The organism is Myxococcus sp. MH1, from assembly GCF_059738865.1.
In genome coordinates this window covers 6629821-6650134 of the sequence record NZ_AP026947.1, presented here as the reverse complement: position 1 = coordinate 6650134, position 20314 = coordinate 6629821, and the positions used below count along the sequence as shown (strand labels likewise).

Annotated in this window: 15 protein-coding genes; all 15 read left to right on the top strand. The window is 70.4% G+C overall.

The window, feature by feature from the left end; genetic code table 11:
• Positions 1-13 precede the first annotated feature (13 nt).
• The 15 genes from tssJ (at position 14) to AC6JA9_RS25730 (ending at position 20308) form a co-directional block, all read left to right on the top strand.
• Positions 14-511 carry a type VI secretion system lipoprotein TssJ gene (gene tssJ / locus AC6JA9_RS25800; protein WP_223747565.1) on the top strand — a complete coding sequence of 166 codons (498 nt, stop codon included), beginning with the start codon at positions 14-16 and terminating at the stop codon, positions 509-511.
• Positions 508-1911: a type VI secretion system baseplate subunit TssK gene (tssK, locus tag AC6JA9_RS25795; RefSeq protein ID WP_223747566.1), complete on the top strand. Its 1404-nt coding sequence runs from the start codon at positions 508-510 to the stop codon at positions 1909-1911. Before tssJ ends, tssK begins: the two co-directional genes overlap by 4 nt.
• 91 nt (positions 1912-2002) lie before the next feature.
• Positions 2003-2683, top strand: coding sequence for a DotU family type IV/VI secretion system protein (locus AC6JA9_RS25790; RefSeq protein WP_223747567.1), 681 nt, complete (start codon positions 2003-2005; stop codon positions 2681-2683).
• Between the two features lie 10 nt (positions 2684-2693).
• Complete coding sequence (tssM, locus tag AC6JA9_RS25785; protein WP_223785577.1) at positions 2694-6374, top strand: type VI secretion system membrane subunit TssM; 3681 nt, start codon at positions 2694-2696, stop codon at positions 6372-6374.
• Entirely contained in the window at positions 6362-7300 is a 939-nt protein-coding gene (gene tagF, locus AC6JA9_RS25780) for a type VI secretion system-associated protein TagF (RefSeq protein ID WP_141326393.1), read from the top strand. The genes tssM and tagF overlap by 13 nt, the downstream gene beginning before the upstream one ends.
• 31 nt (positions 7301-7331) lie before the next feature.
• Positions 7332-8963 (top strand): type VI secretion system protein TssA, encoded by a 1632-nt coding sequence (gene tssA, locus AC6JA9_RS25775; protein ID WP_497957989.1) that lies wholly within the window; start codon positions 7332-7334, stop codon positions 8961-8963.
• 58 nt (positions 8964-9021) lie between these two features.
• The gene (tssB, locus tag AC6JA9_RS25770; protein WP_223747570.1) at positions 9022-9498 is read left to right on the top strand and encodes a type VI secretion system contractile sheath small subunit; all 477 of its coding nucleotides are present in this window, start codon (positions 9022-9024) and stop codon (positions 9496-9498) included.
• Positions 9499-9538: 40 nt separating this feature from the next.
• Positions 9539-11020, top strand: a complete 1482-nt coding sequence (gene tssC, locus AC6JA9_RS25765; protein WP_141326399.1) for a type VI secretion system contractile sheath large subunit — start codon at positions 9539-9541, stop codon at positions 11018-11020.
• A 152-nt stretch (positions 11021-11172) separates the two neighbouring features.
• Positions 11173-11664, top strand: coding sequence for a type VI secretion system tube protein TssD (tssD, locus tag AC6JA9_RS25760; protein WP_046714479.1), 492 nt, complete (start codon positions 11173-11175; stop codon positions 11662-11664).
• 69 nt (positions 11665-11733) lie between these two features.
• Positions 11734-12123 carry a type VI secretion system baseplate subunit TssE gene (tssE, locus tag AC6JA9_RS25755; RefSeq protein WP_141326401.1) on the top strand — a complete coding sequence of 130 codons (390 nt, stop codon included), beginning with the start codon at positions 11734-11736 and terminating at the stop codon, positions 12121-12123.
• 27 nt (positions 12124-12150) lie between these two features.
• Positions 12151-13893: a type VI secretion system baseplate subunit TssF gene (gene tssF, locus AC6JA9_RS25750; RefSeq protein ID WP_497957988.1), complete on the top strand. Its 1743-nt coding sequence runs from the start codon at positions 12151-12153 to the stop codon at positions 13891-13893.
• A gap of 14 nt (positions 13894-13907) precedes the next feature.
• Complete coding sequence (tssG, locus tag AC6JA9_RS25745) at positions 13908-14942, top strand: type VI secretion system baseplate subunit TssG (protein ID WP_408890050.1); 1035 nt, start codon at positions 13908-13910, stop codon at positions 14940-14942.
• A 54-nt stretch (positions 14943-14996) separates the two neighbouring features.
• Positions 14997-17618: a type VI secretion system ATPase TssH gene (gene tssH / locus AC6JA9_RS25740; RefSeq protein ID WP_223747573.1), complete on the top strand. Its 2622-nt coding sequence runs from the start codon at positions 14997-14999 to the stop codon at positions 17616-17618.
• Between the two features lie 123 nt (positions 17619-17741).
• The gene (locus tag AC6JA9_RS25735) at positions 17742-19361 is read left to right on the top strand and encodes an FHA domain-containing protein (RefSeq protein ID WP_497957987.1); all 1620 of its coding nucleotides are present in this window, start codon (positions 17742-17744) and stop codon (positions 19359-19361) included.
• Positions 19358-20308 carry a hypothetical protein gene (locus AC6JA9_RS25730; protein ID WP_223747574.1) on the top strand — a complete coding sequence of 317 codons (951 nt, stop codon included), beginning with the start codon at positions 19358-19360 and terminating at the stop codon, positions 20306-20308. The genes AC6JA9_RS25735 and AC6JA9_RS25730 overlap by 4 nt, the downstream gene beginning before the upstream one ends.
• Positions 20309-20314: the final 6 nt, after the last annotated feature.

The window sequence follows — 20314 nt, the reverse complement described above, 5'->3', positions numbered from 1 at the left end:
GGGGGTCCCGGGAGTGACATTGCTCTGGGGGCTGCTCGCGGGTGCTTGTGCCCACAACCCGCCGCCCCCGGCGGCGTGTGAGCAGCCGCCTCCATTCCTCATCCAGCTGGAGGCCGGCACGCGACTGAACCCGGATGACCAGGGCCGCTCGCTGCCGACGAACATCCAGGTGTACCAGCTCAAGGACTCGCGCCGCTTCGAGGCCGCGGAGTTCCAGGACCTCTGGCAGCGCCCCAAGGAGGTGCTGGAGGAGGACCTGCTCGCCGTGGACGAGCTCACCCTGGAGCCGGGCCAGCGCCTGTCGCGCGAGGTGAACCGCACGCCCAAGGCGGAGTACCTCGCCGTGGTGGGCGTGTTCCGCCGTCCCGCGGGCGTGGTGTGGCGCGACGTGGAGCGGCTGCCCGCGGTGAAGCCGGAGGACTGCCGCCCGGGCGCGCCGCGCGAGACGTCGCTGCGCTTCCTCGTCGAGGACTACCGCGTCGAGGCCCGGGCCGGCGAGGTCCGCAGATGAAGACGCCGCAGCGGGTCGTCTGGTCCGAGGGGATGTTCATGAATCCCCAGCACCTGCAGCAGTCGGACCTCTACCACGAGGGCCTGCTGGCGGCCCGGCTCGGCGCGCTGACGCCCTACGACTGGGGCGTGGTGGAGCAGGAGGTGGACGAGAAGGCGCTCTCCGCCGGCCAGCTCCAGCTGCTGCGCTTCTCCGGCATCCTCCCGGATGGCCTGCCGCTGTCCTTCGAGCGCGGCCAGCCCGAGGCCCCGCAGACGCGGCCCATCGAGGAGCACTTCAGCGCCAACAAGCGCTCGCTGGACGTGTACCTGGGCGTGGCGCGCGAGCGCGAGGGCATCGCCAGCTACGGCGCGCCGGACGAGTCCACCACGTCGCCGCGCTTCTCCCTAGTCAACCGCACGGTGCCGGACCTGGCGGCGGCGGAGTCCGTGGTGCCGGTGGCCTTCGCGCAGCGAAACCTCCGGCTGCTCTTCGGCACCGAGCCGCGCGAGGACTACGACGTCATCAAGATCGCGGAGCTGGTGCGCGACAAGACGGGCGGCGTGGCGCTGGCGAGCAACTACATCCCCCCGTGCCTGCGCGTGTCCGCCTCGCCCTTCATCCTGGAGCGCATGCGCAGCATCCTCAAGGCGATGCAGGGCAAGCAGCGCGAGCTCGCCGACGGGCGCCGGCACCGCGACGCCACCGCGCTCGAGTTCACCGCCGGGGACGTGACGAAGTACCTGCAGCTGAGCGCGCTCAACGGGCTCATCCCCCAGGTGGCGCACGTGGTGGAGGTCGCGGACCTCAACCCGCAGATGGTGTACCTGCTGCTGTGCCAGGCGGCGGGCCAGCTCTCCACGTTCTCCGCGGAGGCGGACCCGGGGGACCTGCCCAAGTTCCAGTACACGAACCTGCGCGCCACCTTCGAGGGCCTGTTCCAGGTGCTCCAGAAGCTCCTGGACGTGGTCGCCATCGAGCAGTGCATCACCGTGTCGCTGGAGCCGCGCAAGGACGGCATGCACCTGGGGCGCATCGAGGACGAGCGCTTCCTGAAGTGCTCGCAGTTCATCCTCGCGGTGCGCAGCGACCTGCCCGAGGCGGACGTCGCCAAGAGCCTGCCGGTGCTGTCGAAGATCGCCAACTTCGCGGAGATACGCGACATCATCAAGGCCGCCGCTCCGGGGGTGCCGGTGGAGGTCACCTTCCGCCCGCCCGCCGAGGTGCCGGTGAAGCCGGGCGTCGTGTACTTCTCGCTCGAGAGCGGCGACCCCTACTGGAAGAACGTGATGAGCGAGCAGAACGTGGCCGTGTACCTGCCGCGTCCGTTCGAGCCGTCGAAGACGAAGCTGGAGCTGCTCGCGGTCCCCAAGGGGGGAAGCGGGGGGCCTCCGGCGAAGAAGAACGCCGTCAGTCGTTGAAACAAGGTCGTGCGGGGGGCCGTCCAAATCACCGGCGAGCGGCGGTTCGCGGTGAGGCTCCCTGTCGACATGGGGTGGAGGCATCGACAGGATGGACCGGATCAATTCCATCACGCAGGAGTGCTTCGGGGCACTGCTGCAGCTGAGGCAGTTCGGGGACCATGCGCTCCCCTCGGCGGAGCTCGTGCACCGGCAGCTGCGCACGTTCTTCGACCGGCTGCTCAAGCGCGCCGGAGAGCTGGGCTTCAACCAGCAGGACGCGCAGGAGATTGCCTATCCCATCGTCGCGCTCGCCGACGAGCTGGCCCTGGCGCGCGCCGACACCTTCCGGGAGTACTGGCTGGCGAACCTGCTCCAGTTCCACTACTTCCGGGAGAACCGCGCCGGTGACGGGTTCTTCACGCGGCTGGAGGAGGTGCGCAAGGACTCGCAGCGCACCGAAATCCTCCGCGTCTACTACCTGTGCCTCATCTTCGGCTTCAAGGGCCGCTTCCGGGTGCGGGGCGGCGAGCTGGAGCTGATGCAGCTCACCGAGACGCTCCAGCGGGAGCTGGCCCGCACGCACAAGTTCGACACCGAGACGCTCTCCCCCCATGGAGACCGGCCGCCCGACAGCGCGGTGAGCGCCAAGCGCACGCTGCCCTTGTTGGCCATTTCCGCCGCCGCGGTGGTCTTCGCGCTGCTGGTCTACACGGGCCTGCGCATCGGCCTGTCCAGCAGCGTGTCCTCCCTCGTCGAGGAGGTCGCGGCCTCCTCTCCCCAGCAGCCCTAGGACGCTCGCGATGCTGCTGCTCACCTTGTTCATCGCGGTCTTCATCGTCATGGTGTGGACCGTCGTCATCCTCTTCAGCCTGCCGCTGTGGGGCGCCATCGTCCCCACCGTGCTGCTGGTGGCCATCGTCATCGGCGCGTACCTGTACCAGCGCCACCTGGCGTCCAAGGCCGCGCGCGACATCGAGCGGGAGCTGGGCGTGCAGGCGGACGCCCAGCTGCAGAACGTGCGGCCGGATCAGCAGGAGGAGATCCAGGCCATGCAGGCCGAGTTCTCCAAGGCGCTCCAGTCGCTCAAGTCCTCGAAGCTCGCGCGAGCGCGGCAGGGCAAGGACGCGCTGTCGGTGCTGCCCTGGTACATGATCATCGGCCCGCCGGGCTCCGGGAAGAGCACGGCGCTGCGCAACTCGGGCATCCAGTTCCCCTACCTGTCGGCGCGCGGCGGCGGCGTGAAGGGCGTGGGCGGCACGCGCAACTGCGAGTGGTGGCTCACCAACGAGGGCGTCATCCTCGACACGGCCGGCCGCTACACCACGGAGGACGATGACCGCGAGGAGTGGCTGAGCTTCCTCGACATGCTCAAGCGCAACCGCCCGCGCAAGCCCGTCAACGGGCTGGTGGTGGCGGTGAGCGTGGGGGAGCTCATCGGCATCGACGAGGAGCAGACGGTGCAGCTCGCGCAGACCATCCGCGAGCGCGTGGACGAGGTGATGGAGCGGTTGAAGATGATCGTCCCCGTCTACGTAATGTTCACCAAGTGCGACCTGCTCGCGGGCTTCGTGGACCTCTTCGGGGACCTGGCGAAGGCGGAGCGCGGGCAGATCTGGGGCTTCACGCTGCGGCCCGAGGACGCGCGCGAGGCGATCGGCGAGACGTTCGCCGCGCGCTTCGACGAGCTGGCGGAGGTGGTGGAGCAGCGCTCCATCGTGCGCCTGGGCTCGGAGCGGCACCCGGAGACGCGCGAGCGCATCTTCCGCTTCCCGCAGCAGTTCGAGGGGCTGCGCGGCAACCTCATCGAGTTCGTGCAGGCGCTGTTCGCGGAGAACGTCTACGCGGACACGCCGGTGATGCGCGGGGTGTACTTCACCAGCGGCACGCAGGAAGGCAGCCCCATCGACCGGGTGATGAACAAGATGGCGGAGGCCTTCGGCATCCGCCGCACCACCACGCCCTCGGGCAGCCGCCCCGCGGTGGAGTCCCGCTCCTACTTCCTGCGGGACATGTTCGCGGACGTGGTGTTCCCGGACCAGAACCTGGCGATGCGCAGCTCCGCGGAGGTGCAGCGCCAGAAGCGCATGCAGCTGGCCTACGCCGGAGGCTGCCTCGCCGTCGCCCTGCTCATCCTGCTCTTCCCGGCCATCTCCTTCTTCGAGAACCGCAAGTTCATCCAGACGACGCGGGTGATGGCGCAGGCGCTCAAGCTGGAGGAGGCCAACAAGGAGGGCGGCGCCGGGAAGATGGTCGACGCGATGATGCCCATGCGGCAGCAGCTCGACCAGCTGCTCCAGTGGAAGGAGGACGGCCCGCCCACCGGGATGCGCTTCGGCATGTACCGGGGCGACGACCTGCTGGGGCCGCTCGGCGCGTTCTACGGCGCCACCGTGCGCCGCGTGCTGGTGGACCCGGTGCTCACGGGGGACCTCAAGGACGCGAAGGCCTGGGTGGAGAAGGCGCGCGACCGGGAGGAGCGCCCCACGGCGAGTTCGTACGCGCTCTACTTCGACCGGCTGAAGCTGCACCTGCTGCTCTCCGGTCCTCGCACGCCCCGCGAGCCGGAGCTGGGTGAGGCGGAGCGCGAGTGGATCGTCAACAGCCTCCGGGAGCGGTGGGGGCGCAAGGCGGGCTTCACCGACAGCGCCCACCGCACCACGCAGATGGCGAACCACATCGACCTGTACGCGAAGCTGCTGGCGCAGGACCCGGCGCTCGCCTTCACGCGCAACGACCAGGTGGTGCGCGACGTGCGCGTGGTGCTGGACCGGCTGCCGTTCTCCGAGCTCGCGCTGGCGCAGCTCATCTCGGAGGTGTCGCGCAAGAAGGACCAGTACGACGTGACCCTCTCCTCCATCCTGGGCAGCACCGCTCAGCACATCAAGGGCACGGGCCGCGTGCGCGCCGCCTTCACGCGCAAGGGCTGGGAGAAGGTGGTGGAGCCCAAGCTGGAGCACCCGCTGCAGGGCGCGGACATCTGGGTGCTCGACAAGGACGCCAACTCCACCAACGAAATCGAGCTGGCGCGCCAGGAGCGGGCGCTGCGCTCCGCCTACTACAAGCAGTACATCGAGGAGTGGAAGGAGTTCCTCAGCACCCTGAGCATGAAGGAGCCCACGGACGCGACCGTGGCGCTGGCCATGCTGGAGGACCTCACCCGCGGCGAGCCGCCCCCGCTGGGAAAGCTCTTCCGTGCCGTGGCCTACAACGTGCGGCTGGGCGGAGAGCAGGTGGAGGGCAAGTCCGACGCGGACGGCATGCTCGACAAGCTCAAGCAGAAGCTGGGCCCCAAGGGGAAGGTCATCGAGTCGGGCGTGCGGTTCGCCAACGGGAAGCTCTCCGAGGACGAGGCGCCGAGCGAGGAGGAGGAGCGTGACTACACCGCGGTCGACGTGGAGCCGGCCTTCGCGGGCCTCCTGAAGTTCGGCGCCGCGCCGCCGCAGGCGAAGGGGCCCGACGCGCCTCCGCCCGAGGCCATCCCCCTGGACATCTACCAGGAGCAGCTGCAGTTCCTCCGCGACGCGCAGCGCGCCTCCATGGAGAGCCAGTCGGAGACGGCCGCGATGATGACGCGGGTGCAGACGGCGCGCGTCATCATCCAGTCGCTCATCCAGGCGCAGGAGGTGGGGTGGCGCCCGCGCATCGAGGCGCTCTTGTGGCCGCCCATCGAGAAGATCTCCGACCTGACCATCCGCGAGCAGGGTGGCAAGGCGAGCGACCAGTGGTGCAGCGAGGTGGCCAACGCCTTCAAGCAGAAGCTGGCGGGGCACTACCCCTTCAACCGCAACGGGCAGGACGCGGCGGTGGCGGACGTGGGGGACTTCTACCGCTTCGAGTCCGGCACGCTGTGGGGCTTCTACGGCGGCGTCCTCAAGAGCCACGTCGAGCAGTCGGGGACGCGCTTCAAGTTCGTCACGCGCGCGGGCCGCGCGGGCGGCAACATGTACTACGGCTCCGTGCTCTCGTTCCTCGCGCGCTCGCGGGAGATCTCCGAGTCGCTCTTCGGCGCGAGGGACGCCGAGCCGGGCGTGAAGTTCGCCTTCCACATCCGCCCCTCGCCGAAGCTCTCCTCCATCCGCTTCACGGTGGACGGACAGACGGTCGAGTACAACAACGGCCCCGAGGAGTGGCACAACTACGAGTGGCCCGGGAAGGGCGGCAAGTCGCTGGGCGCCACCATCCGCGTGCGCAACAACCAGGGCAAGACGGAGACGCTCGAGCAGGAGGGCGAGTGGGGCCTGTTCCGCCTGATGGAGGAGGGGACGCCGAACGTCTCGGGCGGCGGCCGGACGTTCTCGGTGACGTGGTCGATGCCCTCGCTGGACGCCGAGGTCATCATCGACTTCCGTCCGACGCGCAGCGCCTCGCCGTTCTTCGGCGTGTCCCCGGGCCGCACCCCCAAGCTGATGCAGCCATTCCGCGCGCCGGGGATGAGTCCTCCACGCGTCATCGCGAAGGGAGGCGTGGGATGCTCGGGGTAGTCGGCCGCAACCAGGTGGCGCTGTTGGGCAAGGCGCCGTGTCAGGGAGACTTCATCCGCTGGAACGCGGCGGATGCGGTGTCACAGGCCTTCCACCGGTGGCTGGAGGAGTCGCACGAGGCGGTGCGGCGCGCCAACACCCAGCTGCCCTCGGAGCCCACGTGCTTCGTCTTCACCATGCCCGGCGGACGCCAGGCCCTGGTGGGCACGCTGGCGACGAGCACGGACAAGGTGGGGCGCGTCTTCCCGCTCGCCGTGTACGTCGCCGTCGACGCGGCGGGCGCGGCGGAGCAGTTCCCCTCGATTCCCGACAGCTTCCGGGCCTTCTTCGCCGCCGGCGCGCGCCTGCTCGCCGACGCCGCGACGCTGTCCGCCAGCGAGCTGGAGTCTCGGGTGGAGGCGCTCTCGGCCGTGTCCTCCGCGGACACAATGGGCGCGAGCGCGCAGCGCCGACGGCTGGAGTCGAGCCCCGCGGGGCCGCTCGTCCAGCGACTGCAGGGCGACGGCGCCGCGCCCGGCGTGGCCTACTACGCGTTCAACACCTTCCTGAAGGCCTGCCAGGCCGAGCGCGGCAAGGAGCCCGCGAAGCCGGGCGTGACGCTGGAGTGTCCGTTCCCGGAGGCGCTCGGGCCCTTCTGCTGGGCGGAGCTGGCGAAGCGGCAGCTGGGCTGGCGCTCGATGCCTCCGGCGATGTTCTGGCACCTGGGGCCGTCGCCGCGGCTGCTGCTCTCCATCGGCACGCCGGGCGTCGCGCTGCTGATGCACCTGGCGAAGCCCGAGCACTCCAGCATGAAGGTGTGGCCGCTGCTCACCCGACAGCAGTCCGCCATCGACAGCGCGCAGAAGGCGCTCACCCCCGCGAGACGGCAGGCGCTCGAGGACCCCACCACCCCGGTGGAGTCGCTGCTCGCCGCGTTCGGGACCTGAGCACGAAGGCCGCACGGCGAAAGGAGGGCGGATGGCGATGACGTTGGAGCAGCTCAAGCAGCGCGCGAAGGAGTGGTTGGAGCCGGTGTCGGCGGCGTCGCCCGCGGGCAAGGCGGCCAAGTCGGAGCCGGGCTACCTGGCCGTGCTCGCGGAGGTGGCCAAGCTGGAGGCCGTCACCGGCGGCGCCGTCGACTGGGCGCTCGTCCTGGACTCCAGCGGCAAGGTGCTCCAGACCAGCTCGAAGGACCTGCGCATCGCCACGTACCTGGCCCAGGGCCTGTACCAGACGCAGGGCCTGGACGGGCTCGCCACGGGCCTCGTCGTCGTCTCCGAGTTGATGGACCGCTACTGGCCGGAGCTCTTCCCGGAGCTGACGCGCATGCGCGGCCGCTCCAACGCGGTGACGTGGCTGGTGGAGCGCGCGTCCAATCAGCTGCCCTCGCTGGAGGTGGGCGCGTCGGACCGCGAGCGCGTGGAGGCGCTCGACGTCGCGGCCAGGCGCCTGGCGGAGGTGGCGCGCCAGAAGTTCGAGACCAACGGGCCCGCGATGCGCCCGCTGCTGGAGAGCGTCCAGCGCCTGCTCGCGTCGCTGCCCGAGGCCGCGCCGCCCCCGCCGCCCGTCGCACCCGTCACGTACAAGCCCGCACCGGCTCCGAGCGCGCCGACTCCTCCGGCCGTGGCGCCTCCGCCGCCACCGAAGATCGCTCCGGTGGCCGCGCCCGCGGCGGCGATGCCCGAGGTGGGCGCGCTGGCGAGCGCGGAGGGCGCGGTGGACTTCCTGCGTCAGACGGGCACCGCGCTGGCGAGCGCGGCGGGGCTCGTGCGGCGCGCGTCGCCCGCGGAGCCCATGCCCTACCGGCTCCTGCGGGTGGGGCTCTACCTGCACCTGGCCCAGCCGCCTCCGGGGGACGCCAGCGGCAAGACGAGCATCCCCGCGCCGCCCGCCGCGCTGCGGGCCAACCTGGAGCGCATGGCGGCGAACGCGCGCTGGGTGGAGCTGCTCGAGGAGTCCGAGTCGGCGCTCGTCCAGCACCGCTTCTTCCTGGACCCGCACTTCCTCAGCGCCCGGGCGCTGGGCGAGCTGGGACACGCCGCCGCGCGCCAGGCGCTGATGGGCGAACTGGCCTCGTGGCTCAAGCGCATGCCCACCGTCCCGGGGCTGCTCTTCGGCGACGGCACCCCCGTGGCCTCCAATGAGACGCGGACCTGGCTGGACACGGTGCTCGCCACGCCTGTGGCGCCAGCCGTTACACCCGCCTCACGCGACGAGAAGGACGACGGCGGCGCGGACGTGCTCGCCGAGGCGCGCAAGCTATTGGCTGGCGGGAACCCCGCGGGCGCCGTGGGGCTGTTGCAGACCCAGGTGGGCGCTGCGGGCACGGGCCGCAAGCGATTCGTGGCCCGGCTCTCCCTCGCGCGGCTGTGCGCGGCGGCGGGGCAGGCCCCCGTGGCGCGGGCCCTCTATGAGTCTTTGGACCGGGAGTCGGTGACGCACGGGCTGGATGTCTGGGAGCCGGCGCTCGCGGCGGAGTGTCTGGAAGGATGGCTTGCGCTCACGCGGCCTCCTCCAAAGTCGCCGGAGGCGCTGGTGTCTGACTTCACTGCCCGTTATCATCGGCTGTGTCTGCTTGATCCCGGTGCTGCGCTGAAGGTGTCTCTGTGACGGGGGGCAGCGAAGCCATCCCCAACCAGGAGGTCGTGCGGTGAGCAAGGAAGGGTCTGTGGCTCCGAAGGAGCGCGTCAACATCGTCTACAAGTCGGAGACCGGGAATGCGCAGTCGGAGGTCGAGCTGCCGCTCAAGGTCCTCGTGGTGGGCGACTACACCGGTCGTCAGGATGAGCGCCCCGTGGAGGAGCGCGCGCCCATCAACATCGACAAGGGCAACTTCAACGAGGTGATGGCCAAGCAGGGGCTTTCACTGGACGTGAGTGTGCCCAACAAGCTCTCCAACGAGCCGGACGCGTCCATGTCTGTCTCGCTGAAGTTCCAGACGCTGGCGGACTTCACCCCGGAGGGCATCGTCAACCAGGTGCCGGAGCTGCACCAGCTGTTGCAGCTGCGCGCGGCGCTCAACGCGCTGAAGGGCCCGTTGGGCAACGTGCCCGCCTTCCGCAAGAAGATCCAGGCGCTGCTCGGGGACACCGAGGGACGTCAGCGATTGATGGCGGAGCTGGGGCTGGACAAGAAGTCGGAGTAGGGCGGCATTCGCAAACGCACTCAGAAAAGGCGTGACACAGATGAGCACTGAAGCCAAGGCGTTGGCCCCGGTCGAGACCGCCGATGCCGCCCCCTCGCTCCTGGACGAAATCCTGTCCGAGACGAAGATGAAGCCCAACGACGACGGCTACGACGTGGCCCGTCGGGGCGTGCAGGCCTTCATCGCGGAGATGCTGGCCCCGGGCCGGTCGGCCGAGCGCGTGGACAAGGCGCTGGTGGACGCGATGATCGCGGAGGTGGACCAGCGGCTGAGCGCGCAGGTCAACGAGATCCTCCACCACAAGGACCTCCAGTCGCTGGAGTCCGCGTGGCGCTCGCTCAAGTTCCTGGTGGAGCGCACCGACTTCCGGGAGAACGTCCGGGTGGAGGTGCTCAACGCCTCCAAGCAGGACCTGCTCACCGACTTCGAGGACGCGCCCGAGGTGGTGAAGTCCGGCCTGTACCGCACCGTCTACTCCAACGAGTACGGCGTCTTCGGCGGCAAGCCCTACGGCCTGGTGGTGGGCAACTTCGACATCGGCCCGGGCGCGGAGGACCTGACGCTGCTGCGCAGCATCGCCTCCGTGGCGGCCATGTCCCATACGCCCTTCGTGGCCAACGCCTCGCCGGAGTTCTTCGGCCAGCCGTCGTTCCTGGAGCTGCCGGCGCTCAAGGACCTGAAGTCCCTGTTCGAGGGGCCGCAGTACGCGCGCTGGCACTCGTTCCGCGAGAGCGAGGACGCGCGCTACGTGGGCCTGTGCATGCCGCGCTTCCTCTTGCGGCTGCCCTACAGCGAGAAGACGGTGCCGGTGAAGTCGTTCAACTTCACCGAGGACGTGGTCGGCTCGCATGACCGCTACCTGTGGGGCTACGCCTCCACGGCGTTCGCCACGCGCGTGACGGACTCGTTCGCCAAGTTCCGCTGGTGCCCGAACATCATCGGTCCCCAGGCGGGCGGCGCGGTGGAGCAGCTGCCCCTGCACCAGTACGAGGCCATGGGGGAGATCCAGACGAAGATCCCCACCGAGGTGCTCCTCACCGAGCGGCGCGAGTACGAGCTGTCGGAGGAGGGCTTCATCGGCCTGGTGTTCCGCAAGGACACGGACAACGCGGCGTTCTTCTCCGCCAACTCCGTGCAGAAGCCCAAGTTCTTCGGCAACAGCCCCGAGGGCAAGGTCGCGGAGACGAACTACCGGCTGGGCACCCAGCTGCCCTACATGTTCATCATGTCCCGCCTGGCGCACTACGTGAAGGTGCTCCAGCGCGAGCAGATCGGCAGCTGGAAGGAGCGCTCGGACCTGGAGCGCGAACTCAACCAGTGGATCAACCAGTACGTCGCGGACATGGACGACCCGGCGCCGTCCGTGCGCTCGCGCCGTCCGCTGCGCACCGCCCGCATCAAGGTGGAGGACGTGGAGGGGCAGCCGGGCTGGTACCGCTGCAACCTGCAGGTCCGCCCGCACTTCAAGTACATGGGCGCATCCTTCACGCTCTCGCTCGTCGGCAAGCTGGACAAGGAGTGAGCTGAGCGGGCGTGAGACCCGGAGCCGAAGGGTCCTTCAGGTCGCCGTTCCAGTCAGGGGCGGCGGCCACCATGCAGTCGGAGCCCTACGGCACGAGGGCTCCTGTTCCACGTCGCAGGCGTCACACCACCAACAAGCAGGGGGAGAGCCACATGGCCGAGACAGTACATCTGTACCTGAAGGCGAACGGGAAGGACATCAAGGGCGCGAGCACCCAGACGAGCCTCGGTCGCGAGGACTCCATCGAGTGCGTCTACTACGAGCAGGGTGTCGTCACCGCGCGCGAGGCCGGCTCCGGCATCGCCACGGGTCGCCGCCAGTACCAGCCGCTGCTCATCCGGAAGCGCATCGACAAGGCGACGCCGCTCCTGATGAAGGCGCTGACGAACAACGAGGCCATCGACGCCACGTTCAAGTTCTTCCGCCCCAGCCCCACCGGTGACGGCACCACGGAGCAGTTCTACACGGTGACGTTCTCCAAGGGCCGCGTCGCCAGCGTCAAGCAGGTGGTGGAGAACACCATCGTCCCCGCGACGGCGACCAACCCTCCGCTGGAGGAGGTCTCCTTCGTGTTCCACACCATCAGCTGGACGGTCAGCGAGGGTGGCGTGACGCACGAGGATACGTGGGACAAGCAGCAGTAAGGGGAGCCATGGCGCGTGCTCCCTGAAGGGAGCGCGGGCCGGGGCGGCGAGGCAGGAGGGAGCGACGGGATGGGACGCGGGTTGTTGTCGCGAATCGAGGTGGGGACGGGCTCGGCCGAGCGAGAGCAGGACATGACTGACTCCATTGCCCAACACCTGCGCGTGCTGCTCAACGCGCGCAAGGGCGGCTCGGCCACGGTACCGGGCTTTGGAGTCATGGACTTCACCGACCTGGTGCACACCTTCCCCACGGCCATCCAGACGCTCCAGTCGGCCATCCGCGCGACGGTGTTGGAGTTCGAGCCGCGCATCCAGCACGTGAGCGTGCGCCACGTCCCGGACGTGGACCCGCTGCTCTTGCGCTTCGAAATCACCGCGCAGCCCGCGGGCAAGGGCGCGCGGGGGATGCTCCGCTTCCGGACGCAGATGTCGCCGGGAGGCAAGGTCGAGGTCTGGTAAGCGAACCGGTACGGCGGGGGAGTCGCGGTGTTCAGCAAGTACTACCAGAGCGAGCTCACATATCTGCGGGAGATGGGCCGCGCGTTCGGCACCGTCAACCCGGCGCTGGCCGGGCTCCTGGTGGAGCGCGGTGGCGACCCGGACGTGGAGCGGCTCCTGGAGGGGTTCGCGTTCCTGACGGCGCGCGTGCGCGAGCGCATCGACGGCGCGGTGCCGGAGGTGATTCACGGGCTGACGGAGCTGCTCCTGCCGCACTACCTGCGGGTGGTGCCGGCGTGCTCGGTGGTGGAGTTCACCCCCCACGCGCGCCTGCTGCGCGGCCGCTCCCGGATTGCGGCGGGGACGGAGGTGGGCGCCAAGCCCGTGGACGGCACCGTCTGCACCTTCCGCACGACGCGCGCGGTGGACCTGCTGCCGCTGACGCTGACGGAGACGACGCTGGACCAGTCCTCGCCCGCGGCGCCCGTGCTGCGCGCGCAGCTGCAGCTGGTGGAGCAGGGCCGGGCGGAGATCTTCACGGAGGAGGGCCTGTCGCTGTTCCTCCACGCGGAGCTGCCGGTGGCGTCCATGCTGCTGGTGTGGCTCTTGCGCCATTGCAAGGGCGTGGTGCTGCGCAACCCCGCGGGCGGTCCGTCCGTGAGGCTGGGACCGGAGTGCATCCGCGCCACGGGCCTGGAGGCGGGCAACACGCTGTGGCCCTGGCCGGCCACGGTGCCGGAGGGCTACCGGCTCCTGCAGGAGTACTTCACGCTGCCGCAGAAGTTCCTCTTCATCGACGTGAAGGGGCTGCAGGCGGCCAGCGAGCTGACCGGCCAGAAGCTGGAGCTGCTCTTCGAGTTCGAGCGGCCGCCCACGCTGCCCGGGCGCCTGCCCAAGGACGTCTTCCGGCTGCACTGCGCGCCGGTGGTCAACCTCTTCGCCGCGTCCGCGGACCCGGTGCGCACCGGCTCCCTGGGCCACGAGCACCTGGTGCGCGCCTCGGGCGTGGAGCCGGGGCACATGGAGGTGTACTCGGTGGACTCCGTCACGGGGCTGCCGCAGGGCCGCACTGAGCGCCAGCAGTACCGGCCGTACTTCGACTTCGCGCACGCCACGGGCGACGCGTCGCGCTTCTATCGGCTGCACCATGCCCTGTCGCCGCTGGATGACGCGATGGACGTCTCGCTGTCGCTGGGCAGCCCGCGCGACGCGGCGCCGTCGCTGGCGGATGAGACGCTGTCCATCGAGCTGACGTGCACCAACCGCTCGCTGCCCTCGCGGCTGCAGGTGGGGGACTTGAGCGTGCCCACCGCGGCGTCGCCCACCACGGCGCGCTTCCGCAACATCGTCGCGGTGACGCGGCCGTCCAGGCCGCCCATGGGCTCGGAGCTGCACTGGCGGCTGCTCTCCCACCTGAGCCTCAACCAGCGCTCGCTGCTGGAGCCCGGCGCGCTGCAGTCGATGCTGGCGCTCTACAACTTCCAGGCGACGGCGGACCAGTCCACCGCGCGCGCCAACGAGCTGCGCGTGGGCGCGCTGCGGGAGGTGAGGGGACAGCCGCTGACGCGCTTCCTCCAGGGCGCCCCCGTGCGAGGCGTGCAGGTGACGGTGGAGCTGGACGAGGCGGGCTTCACGGGCCCGGGGGACGCGTTCCTCTTCGGCTGCGTGCTCGACGAGCTGTTCGCCTCGCACGTGAGCCTCAACTCCTTCAGCGAGCTCGTGCTGCGCCTCCAACCCTCTCGACTGGAGTACCGGTGGCTTCCCCGGAACGGCCGACAGACGATCTGCTGAAGGCCGTCCAGCGCTTGAGCGAACGCCCCGGGCAGTGGGCCTTCAGGCCGCTGGTGGCGCTGCTGGAGCGGCTGACGTCGGAGGCGGTGCCCGTGGGCGGCACGGGGCCCGTCGTGGAGGAGGCCATCCGCTTCCGGCATGACCCGTCGCTCACCTTCAGCGCGGGGGACGTCAGCCGCATCCGCGTCGTGCCCCCGTCGGGCGAGCCGGGCGGCTCCTCGCACGTGGTGGAGGTGATGACCACGTTCCTGGGGCTCACCGGCGCCGTGTCGCCGCTGCCGGACTACATCCCGGAGGAGATTGCCCAGGAGGACCCGGACTCCGCGCGCCGGCGCGACTTCCTGGACCTGTTCCATCACCGGCTGCTGTCGCTCTTGTACCGGGCGCTGTCGCGCTACTCGCTGCAGGCGGAGACGACGCGGGAGGGCAGCGACGTCTGGTCCCAGCGGCTGTTGTCGCTGGCGGGGCTGGACACCTACGAGCGGCCGTACCCGGGCGCGCTGTCATCCGCGCAGCTGTTGCGCCTGGCGCCGCTGCTCGCCGCCCGCGCGCGCACGGCGGGCACGCTGGAGCTGGCGCTGACGGACGTGCTGGCGCCCGTGCTGGGCGAGGCGAAGGTGTCGCTGCGTCAGTTCTCCGGCCACTGGGTGGACATCGAGGCGGACAACCGGATGCGGCTGGGGCGGACGAACACGAACCTGAGCCGCACCGCGCTGCTCGGCTCCAGGATGTTCGACCGCTCGGGCAGCTTCGACATCCACATCGCGCCGCTGGAGGGGGACGTCTACCGGCGGCTGATGCCGGAGGGGGACTTGTCCCCGGTGGTGCGCGAGGTGGTGGACCTGGTCGTGAGGGACCCGCTCGACTGCTCGCTGGTGCTGGGCGTGCGCGAGGCGGAGCTGCCGCGCTTCCGCCTGGCGACGCAGTCCCCCTCGCGGCTGGGCCACGACTGCTACCTGGGGCAGCGCCGGAGCGACACGCGCCTGCGCCTGCGCACCGTGCCACTGCCGGCCGCCCCCCGGCGCGCCGCGCCGCCTTCGCCGTCATGACGCCGTCCTTCCGGTGTTCCCACCCGCCGCCAGCCAAACCCCTGGAGCGTAATCATGCGCGTTGAACCCAAGACCCTCGTGCGGCGCCTGACGCCCTCGGCCACGCGGATGCTGGAGGCCGCCGTGTCGCGCGCGAGCACCGCGCGCTGCTACGAAATCATCCCCGAGCACCTCTTGCGCCAGCTCCTGGAGGACGAGGACGGCGAGGCCTCGCGGCTGTTGCGCCACTTCCAGGTGGACCGCGCGAAGGTCATCGGCTCCATCGAGGACGCGCTGCGCGAGCTGCGCACGGGCAACGCGGGCCGGCCCGTGTTCTCCGAGAGCCTGTTCCAGTGGTTCGAGGACGCGTGGCTGGTGGCCTCGCTGGAGCACGGCGCGGCGCGGCTGCGCTCGGGCGCGCTGATGTGGCAGTGGATCGCCCGCTCCTCGCGCTACTCCGCGGAGTCCTACCCGGCGCTGGACGCCATCTCCGTGGAGGCGCTCAAGAAGGTCTTCGACGAGGTGGTGGGCGGCTCGAAGGAGGCGGCGGAGGTGGGCAGCGCGGCCTCGGCGGCGCCCGCGGCGGGAGGGGGCCGGGGCGAGGAGGCGCTCACGCGCTTCACCAACTCCTTCACGCAGAAGGCGCGCGACGGGAAGATCGACCCCATCTTCGGCAGGGACCGGGAGATTCGTCAGGTCATCGACGTGCTGGCGCGGCGGCGCAAGAACAACCCCATCATCGTGGGCGAGCCGGGCGTGGGGAAGACAGCGCTGGTGGAGGGGCTGGCGCGCGCCATCGTCGCGGGCGACGTGCCGGAGTCCATGCGCAACCTGGAGGTGCTCGGGTTGGACCTGGGCGCGCTGCAGGCGGGCGCGGGGGTGCGCGGTGAGTTCGAGAACCGGCTCAAGGCGGTCATCTCCGAGGTGAAGGGCTCGCCCAAGCCCATCATCCTGTTCATCGACGAGGCGCACACGCTCATCGGCGCGGGCGGCCAGCAGGGCGGCGGTGACGCGGCGAACCTGCTCAAGCCGGAGCTGGCGCGCGGCGAGCTGCGCACCATCGCGGCCACCACGTGGGCCGAGTACAAGAAGTACTTCGAGAAGGACGCCGCGCTGGAGCGGCGCTTCCAGCCCATCAAGGTGGACGAGCCGTCGGAGGCGGACGCGGTGCTGATGCTGCGTGGCCTGACGCCCACGTATGCGCAGTCCCACGGCATCACCATCCGCGACGAGGCGGTGGTGGCCGCGGTGGAGCTGTCCCACCGCTACATCTCCGGGCGGCAGCTGCCGGACAAGGCGGTGGACCTGCTCGACACGGCGGCGGCGCGCGTGAAGATTGAGCAGAGCGCCCGGCCGGACGAGCTGGTGGAGGCGGAGTCGCGCCTGGCGGCGCTGGAGCGCGAGCTGGGCGTGCGCGAGCGGGAGCGCGCCGCGGGGCACGTGTCGAAGGACGAGGACGAGGGCCCGACGCTGGAGGAGAAGCTCTCCGCCACGCGCGACCAGGTGGCCACGGTGAAGGCCCGCTGGGAGCAGGAGCGGGCGGCGGTGGACGAGGTGAAGAAGGCCCGCGCGGCGCTGGAGGCGGCGGAGCCCGACGCGGACACCGCCAAGCTGAAGGCGGACGTGGCACAGGCGCGCGCGAAGCTGGAGACGCTGCAGGGCGAGTCTCCGCTGATCCACGTGGAGGTGGACCCGGACGTGGTGGCGCGCGTGGTGGCGGGGTGGACGGGGGTGCCGGTGGGCAAGCTGCGCAGCAGCTCCGTGGGGGCGGTGCTCTCGCTGGAGGAGACGCTGCGCTCGCGGGTGCGCGGGCAGGACGCGGCGCTGCGCGCGGTGGCGGAGACGCTGCGCATGTCGCACGCGGGCATCCGCAACCCCAACACGCCCATCGGCGTGCTGCTCTTCGTGGGGCCCAGCGGCGTGGGCAAGACGGAGACGGCGCTGGCGCTGGCGGACTCGCTCTACGGCGGAGACCGCTTCCTCACCACCATCAACATGTCGGAGTTCCAGGAGAAGCACACCGTGTCGCGGCTCATCGGCTCGCCGCCCGGCTACGTGGGCTACGGCGAGGGCGGCGTGCTGACGGAGGCGGTGCGCCAGCGGCCCTACTCCGTCGTCCTGCTGGACGAGTGCGAGAAGGCGGACCTGGAGGTGATGAACCTCTTCTACCAGGTGTTCGACAAGGGCATGTTGTCCGACGGCGAGGGGCGGCTCATCGACTTCCGCAACACGGTGGTCATCCTCACCAGCAACCTGGCCACGGACGCGCTGATGCAGCTGTACTCGGGCCCGGAGGCGCCGAGCACGGACACGGTCAGCGAGACCATCCGCCCCATCCTCAGCCGGCACTTCAAGCCGGCGCTCCTGGCGCGCATGTCGGTGGTGCCGTTCCTTCCGATCGCCAAGGACGTGCTCAAGCAGATCGCCGAGATGAAACTTTCGGCCCTGGCGGACCGGCTGCACACGTCGCACCGGGTCAAGACGGAGTTCGCCCCGGAGGTGTACGAGGAGTTCGCCCGGCGCTGCCAGGACAACGACTCGGGGGCTCGCAACGTGGACCACGTGCTGCGTGCCTCGTTGATGCCCCGGCTGTCGTTGGAGGTCCTGGAGAGGCTCGCCGCGGGAGGCGTCCCGAGCCGCCTGAGGGTCGGCCTGGGGGCCGGGGGCGACTGGGACCTCGCATTCTCAGACAGCTGATAGTCGGGTGGTGCATCTCGGACCTGGGGGAGGGATGATGCCTCCCGCCGGGCCGTGACGAACTGTCGCGAGGTACACCCCCCGGGGGGGCTTCCCCCCACCGCTTCGGGATAGGAGTGAGCCGTGCTGCCCCTCGTCATCCGAATCAAGGACCTGGAGACGCAGCCGCCGAAGGAGCGGCAGTATGTCTTCACGCACTCGCCCGTGCGCATCGGTCGCAACCAGCTCAACGACATCTCCATCCCCAAGTCGTTCGTGTCGTTGTTCCATGCGCTGGTCCGGTTCAACCAGAAGTCCATCCACGTGGTGGACCTGGGCTCGACGAACGGGCTGAGCATCGACGGGCGGCGCATCGACAAGAACGTCCCGGTGCGGGTGGGCGAGGAGACGCGCGTCACCATCGGCACCATCGAGATGCGCCTGTCGCGGGAGGCCGCGGCGTCGGCGGGGGATGGGCAGTCGCGCATGACGCAGTTCCGCGCGCTGGCCACGCTGCAGGGCCCCGATGACGGGACGCCCATGAGCTTCAAGCCGACGCCGGTGCAGGGGCGCGAGCAGGTGGTGGCCACCGCCATGCTGCCGGCCCTGAGCGACGCGGCGATCTCGCAGTCCCGCCGTCAGGAGGAGGTGAGCCCTCGCACGCTGCTGGTGCCGGCGCTCGACGAGGAGCTGGAGGGACAGGACCCGGGGCAGCGCACCATCATCTCCGGCATCCCCATTCCGGACCCCGAGCCTCCGACGGCGCCCGCGGGCCGCCGCGCGCCGACGAGCAACAGCGTGCGCGTGGTGGCGCCGCCGCCGCCCGCCGCGTCCTCGAACGGCTTGCAGAGCTCCATCCAGCAGCTGGTGCCGCTCTACAACGCGTACCGCAACGCGTGGCAGACGCTGCACGAGTCCATGGTCCGTCAGGCGGGGACGCTGCCGGAGGCGGACCGGGCGTCGCTCGTCGCGCAGCTGCAGCGGCGGCTGCCCGGGGTGGCGCATGAGCCGCAGTTCGGCCAGTTCGCGCGCTCGCTGGGGGTGGCGCTGCCGCAGTCGTCCGGGGGCAACTCCCAGGTGACGCCGGTGCCCGCGGCGCCGGGGGGCGGCAACCGGCTGGATGTGATGGCGCGGGAGCTGTTGGGTCAGTTCGTGCGCTCGTACCTGCCGGGGAGCAAGGGATTGGAGTCGGGGGCGGATATCGACCGCTTCCTGGACCGGTTGGCGGATGTGCTGGAGACGTTCGGCCGCGCGTTCGTGGAGCTGCGGCAAGGGCATGACCAGTTCGGCCAGGAGATGGCGGTGATGCTGGCGCGGGACGTGACGCCGCTCTCCAAGAGTCGCAACACGCGCGAGGTGTTGCGCTACCTGTTGGACTGGAAGGCGCCGGACAGCGCGGAGCGGGTGCAGGAGCTGATGGGCGGGTTCGTGGATGTGATGATCCACCAGATTGCCTTGCTCAACGGCATGCGCGAGGGCGTGAAGGACCTGCTCCAGCGCTTGTTGCCGGGCGAGCTGGAGGAGGGCAAGGGCGGCTCGTTCTTCTCGCGGCTGTGGCCGTTCCATGCGTCGCGCAAGCTCAAGCGGCTGGAGGAGCGGCTCAGGACGCTGATGGAGGAGGAGCGCGAGCTGAGCGCGGTGTTGTTCGGTCCGGAGTTCGCGAAGGCGTACCACGCCATCGTGGGTGACGCGGCGAACAAGAGTGGTGATGGGGAGGTCTCAGTGGTGTCCAAGCGCCGGGCTCGGGAGTCATCAGGGACATGAGGAAGACACAGTCGTTGGTGTTGGGGTGCGCGTTGGCGTTGGCGGGGTGCAAGAGCACCGCGCCGGTGCGCGCGGCGCCGGCGGTGGCGGCGTTGTGTTTCTCGGAGCGGCCCACGGGGGTGCATGCGCTGTCGCCAGACCAGTGGCGGGCGGAGGTGCTCTATCCGTTGCTGCTGAGTGGTTACGACACGCGGACGTGGCAGGTGGCGACGCCGGTGACGGACTGCATGGGGACGCCGGTGCTCTGGCAGGACCCGGCGCCGGGGGAGTGCGTGGAGGCGGGCTCCACGGCGGCGATGTTGCCTCCGACGACCCTGACGGCGGGGGACGTGGTGGTGAGCGAAATCCGGCCGGAGCTGCGGCTGGTGTGGGCGGTGGCGCGTCACTTCGCGGATGGAGAGGGGCTGGGCCCGGTGGCGTTGGTGGAGTCGACGCCGCGAGGGTTGGCGGTGCGGGCGCTGGGGGTGCTGCGCTCGAGGACGAAGAACGCGAGGTTGCGGCTGGAGCGGATGGGGGGCGTGGACCTGCTGGTGGCGGAGGGGGAGCGGTGCGCGGGGCCGATGGGGACGGCGTGCCAGCGCGCGGTGCGGGTGTTGTTGCAGCGGGGCAACCGCTTCATCAACGAGCCGGTGTTGACGGCGGAGGGGGCGTGCGCGAGTCCGGCGCTCTTCCAGCTGAACCGGACGGCGTCGCGCTCGCTGCCGAGCCGGTGGCTGCGTCGCTACGACTACACGGCGGCGCTGAGCTTCGCGGCGGACGCCATCCGGTTGCAGGAGCAGATGGTGGTCAACGACATGGACCCCAAGCAGCCCAGCATCCCGCCAAGGCAGTTCCGCAAGGCGCAGATCGACCGGAGCGTGAAGCTGTCCTCGGGCCGCCTGGTCGTCGACGACTCCTCGCTGTGGGGCCGGCTGCTGGAGGACGGCGCGACCGAGTCGACGAAGTAGACGTCT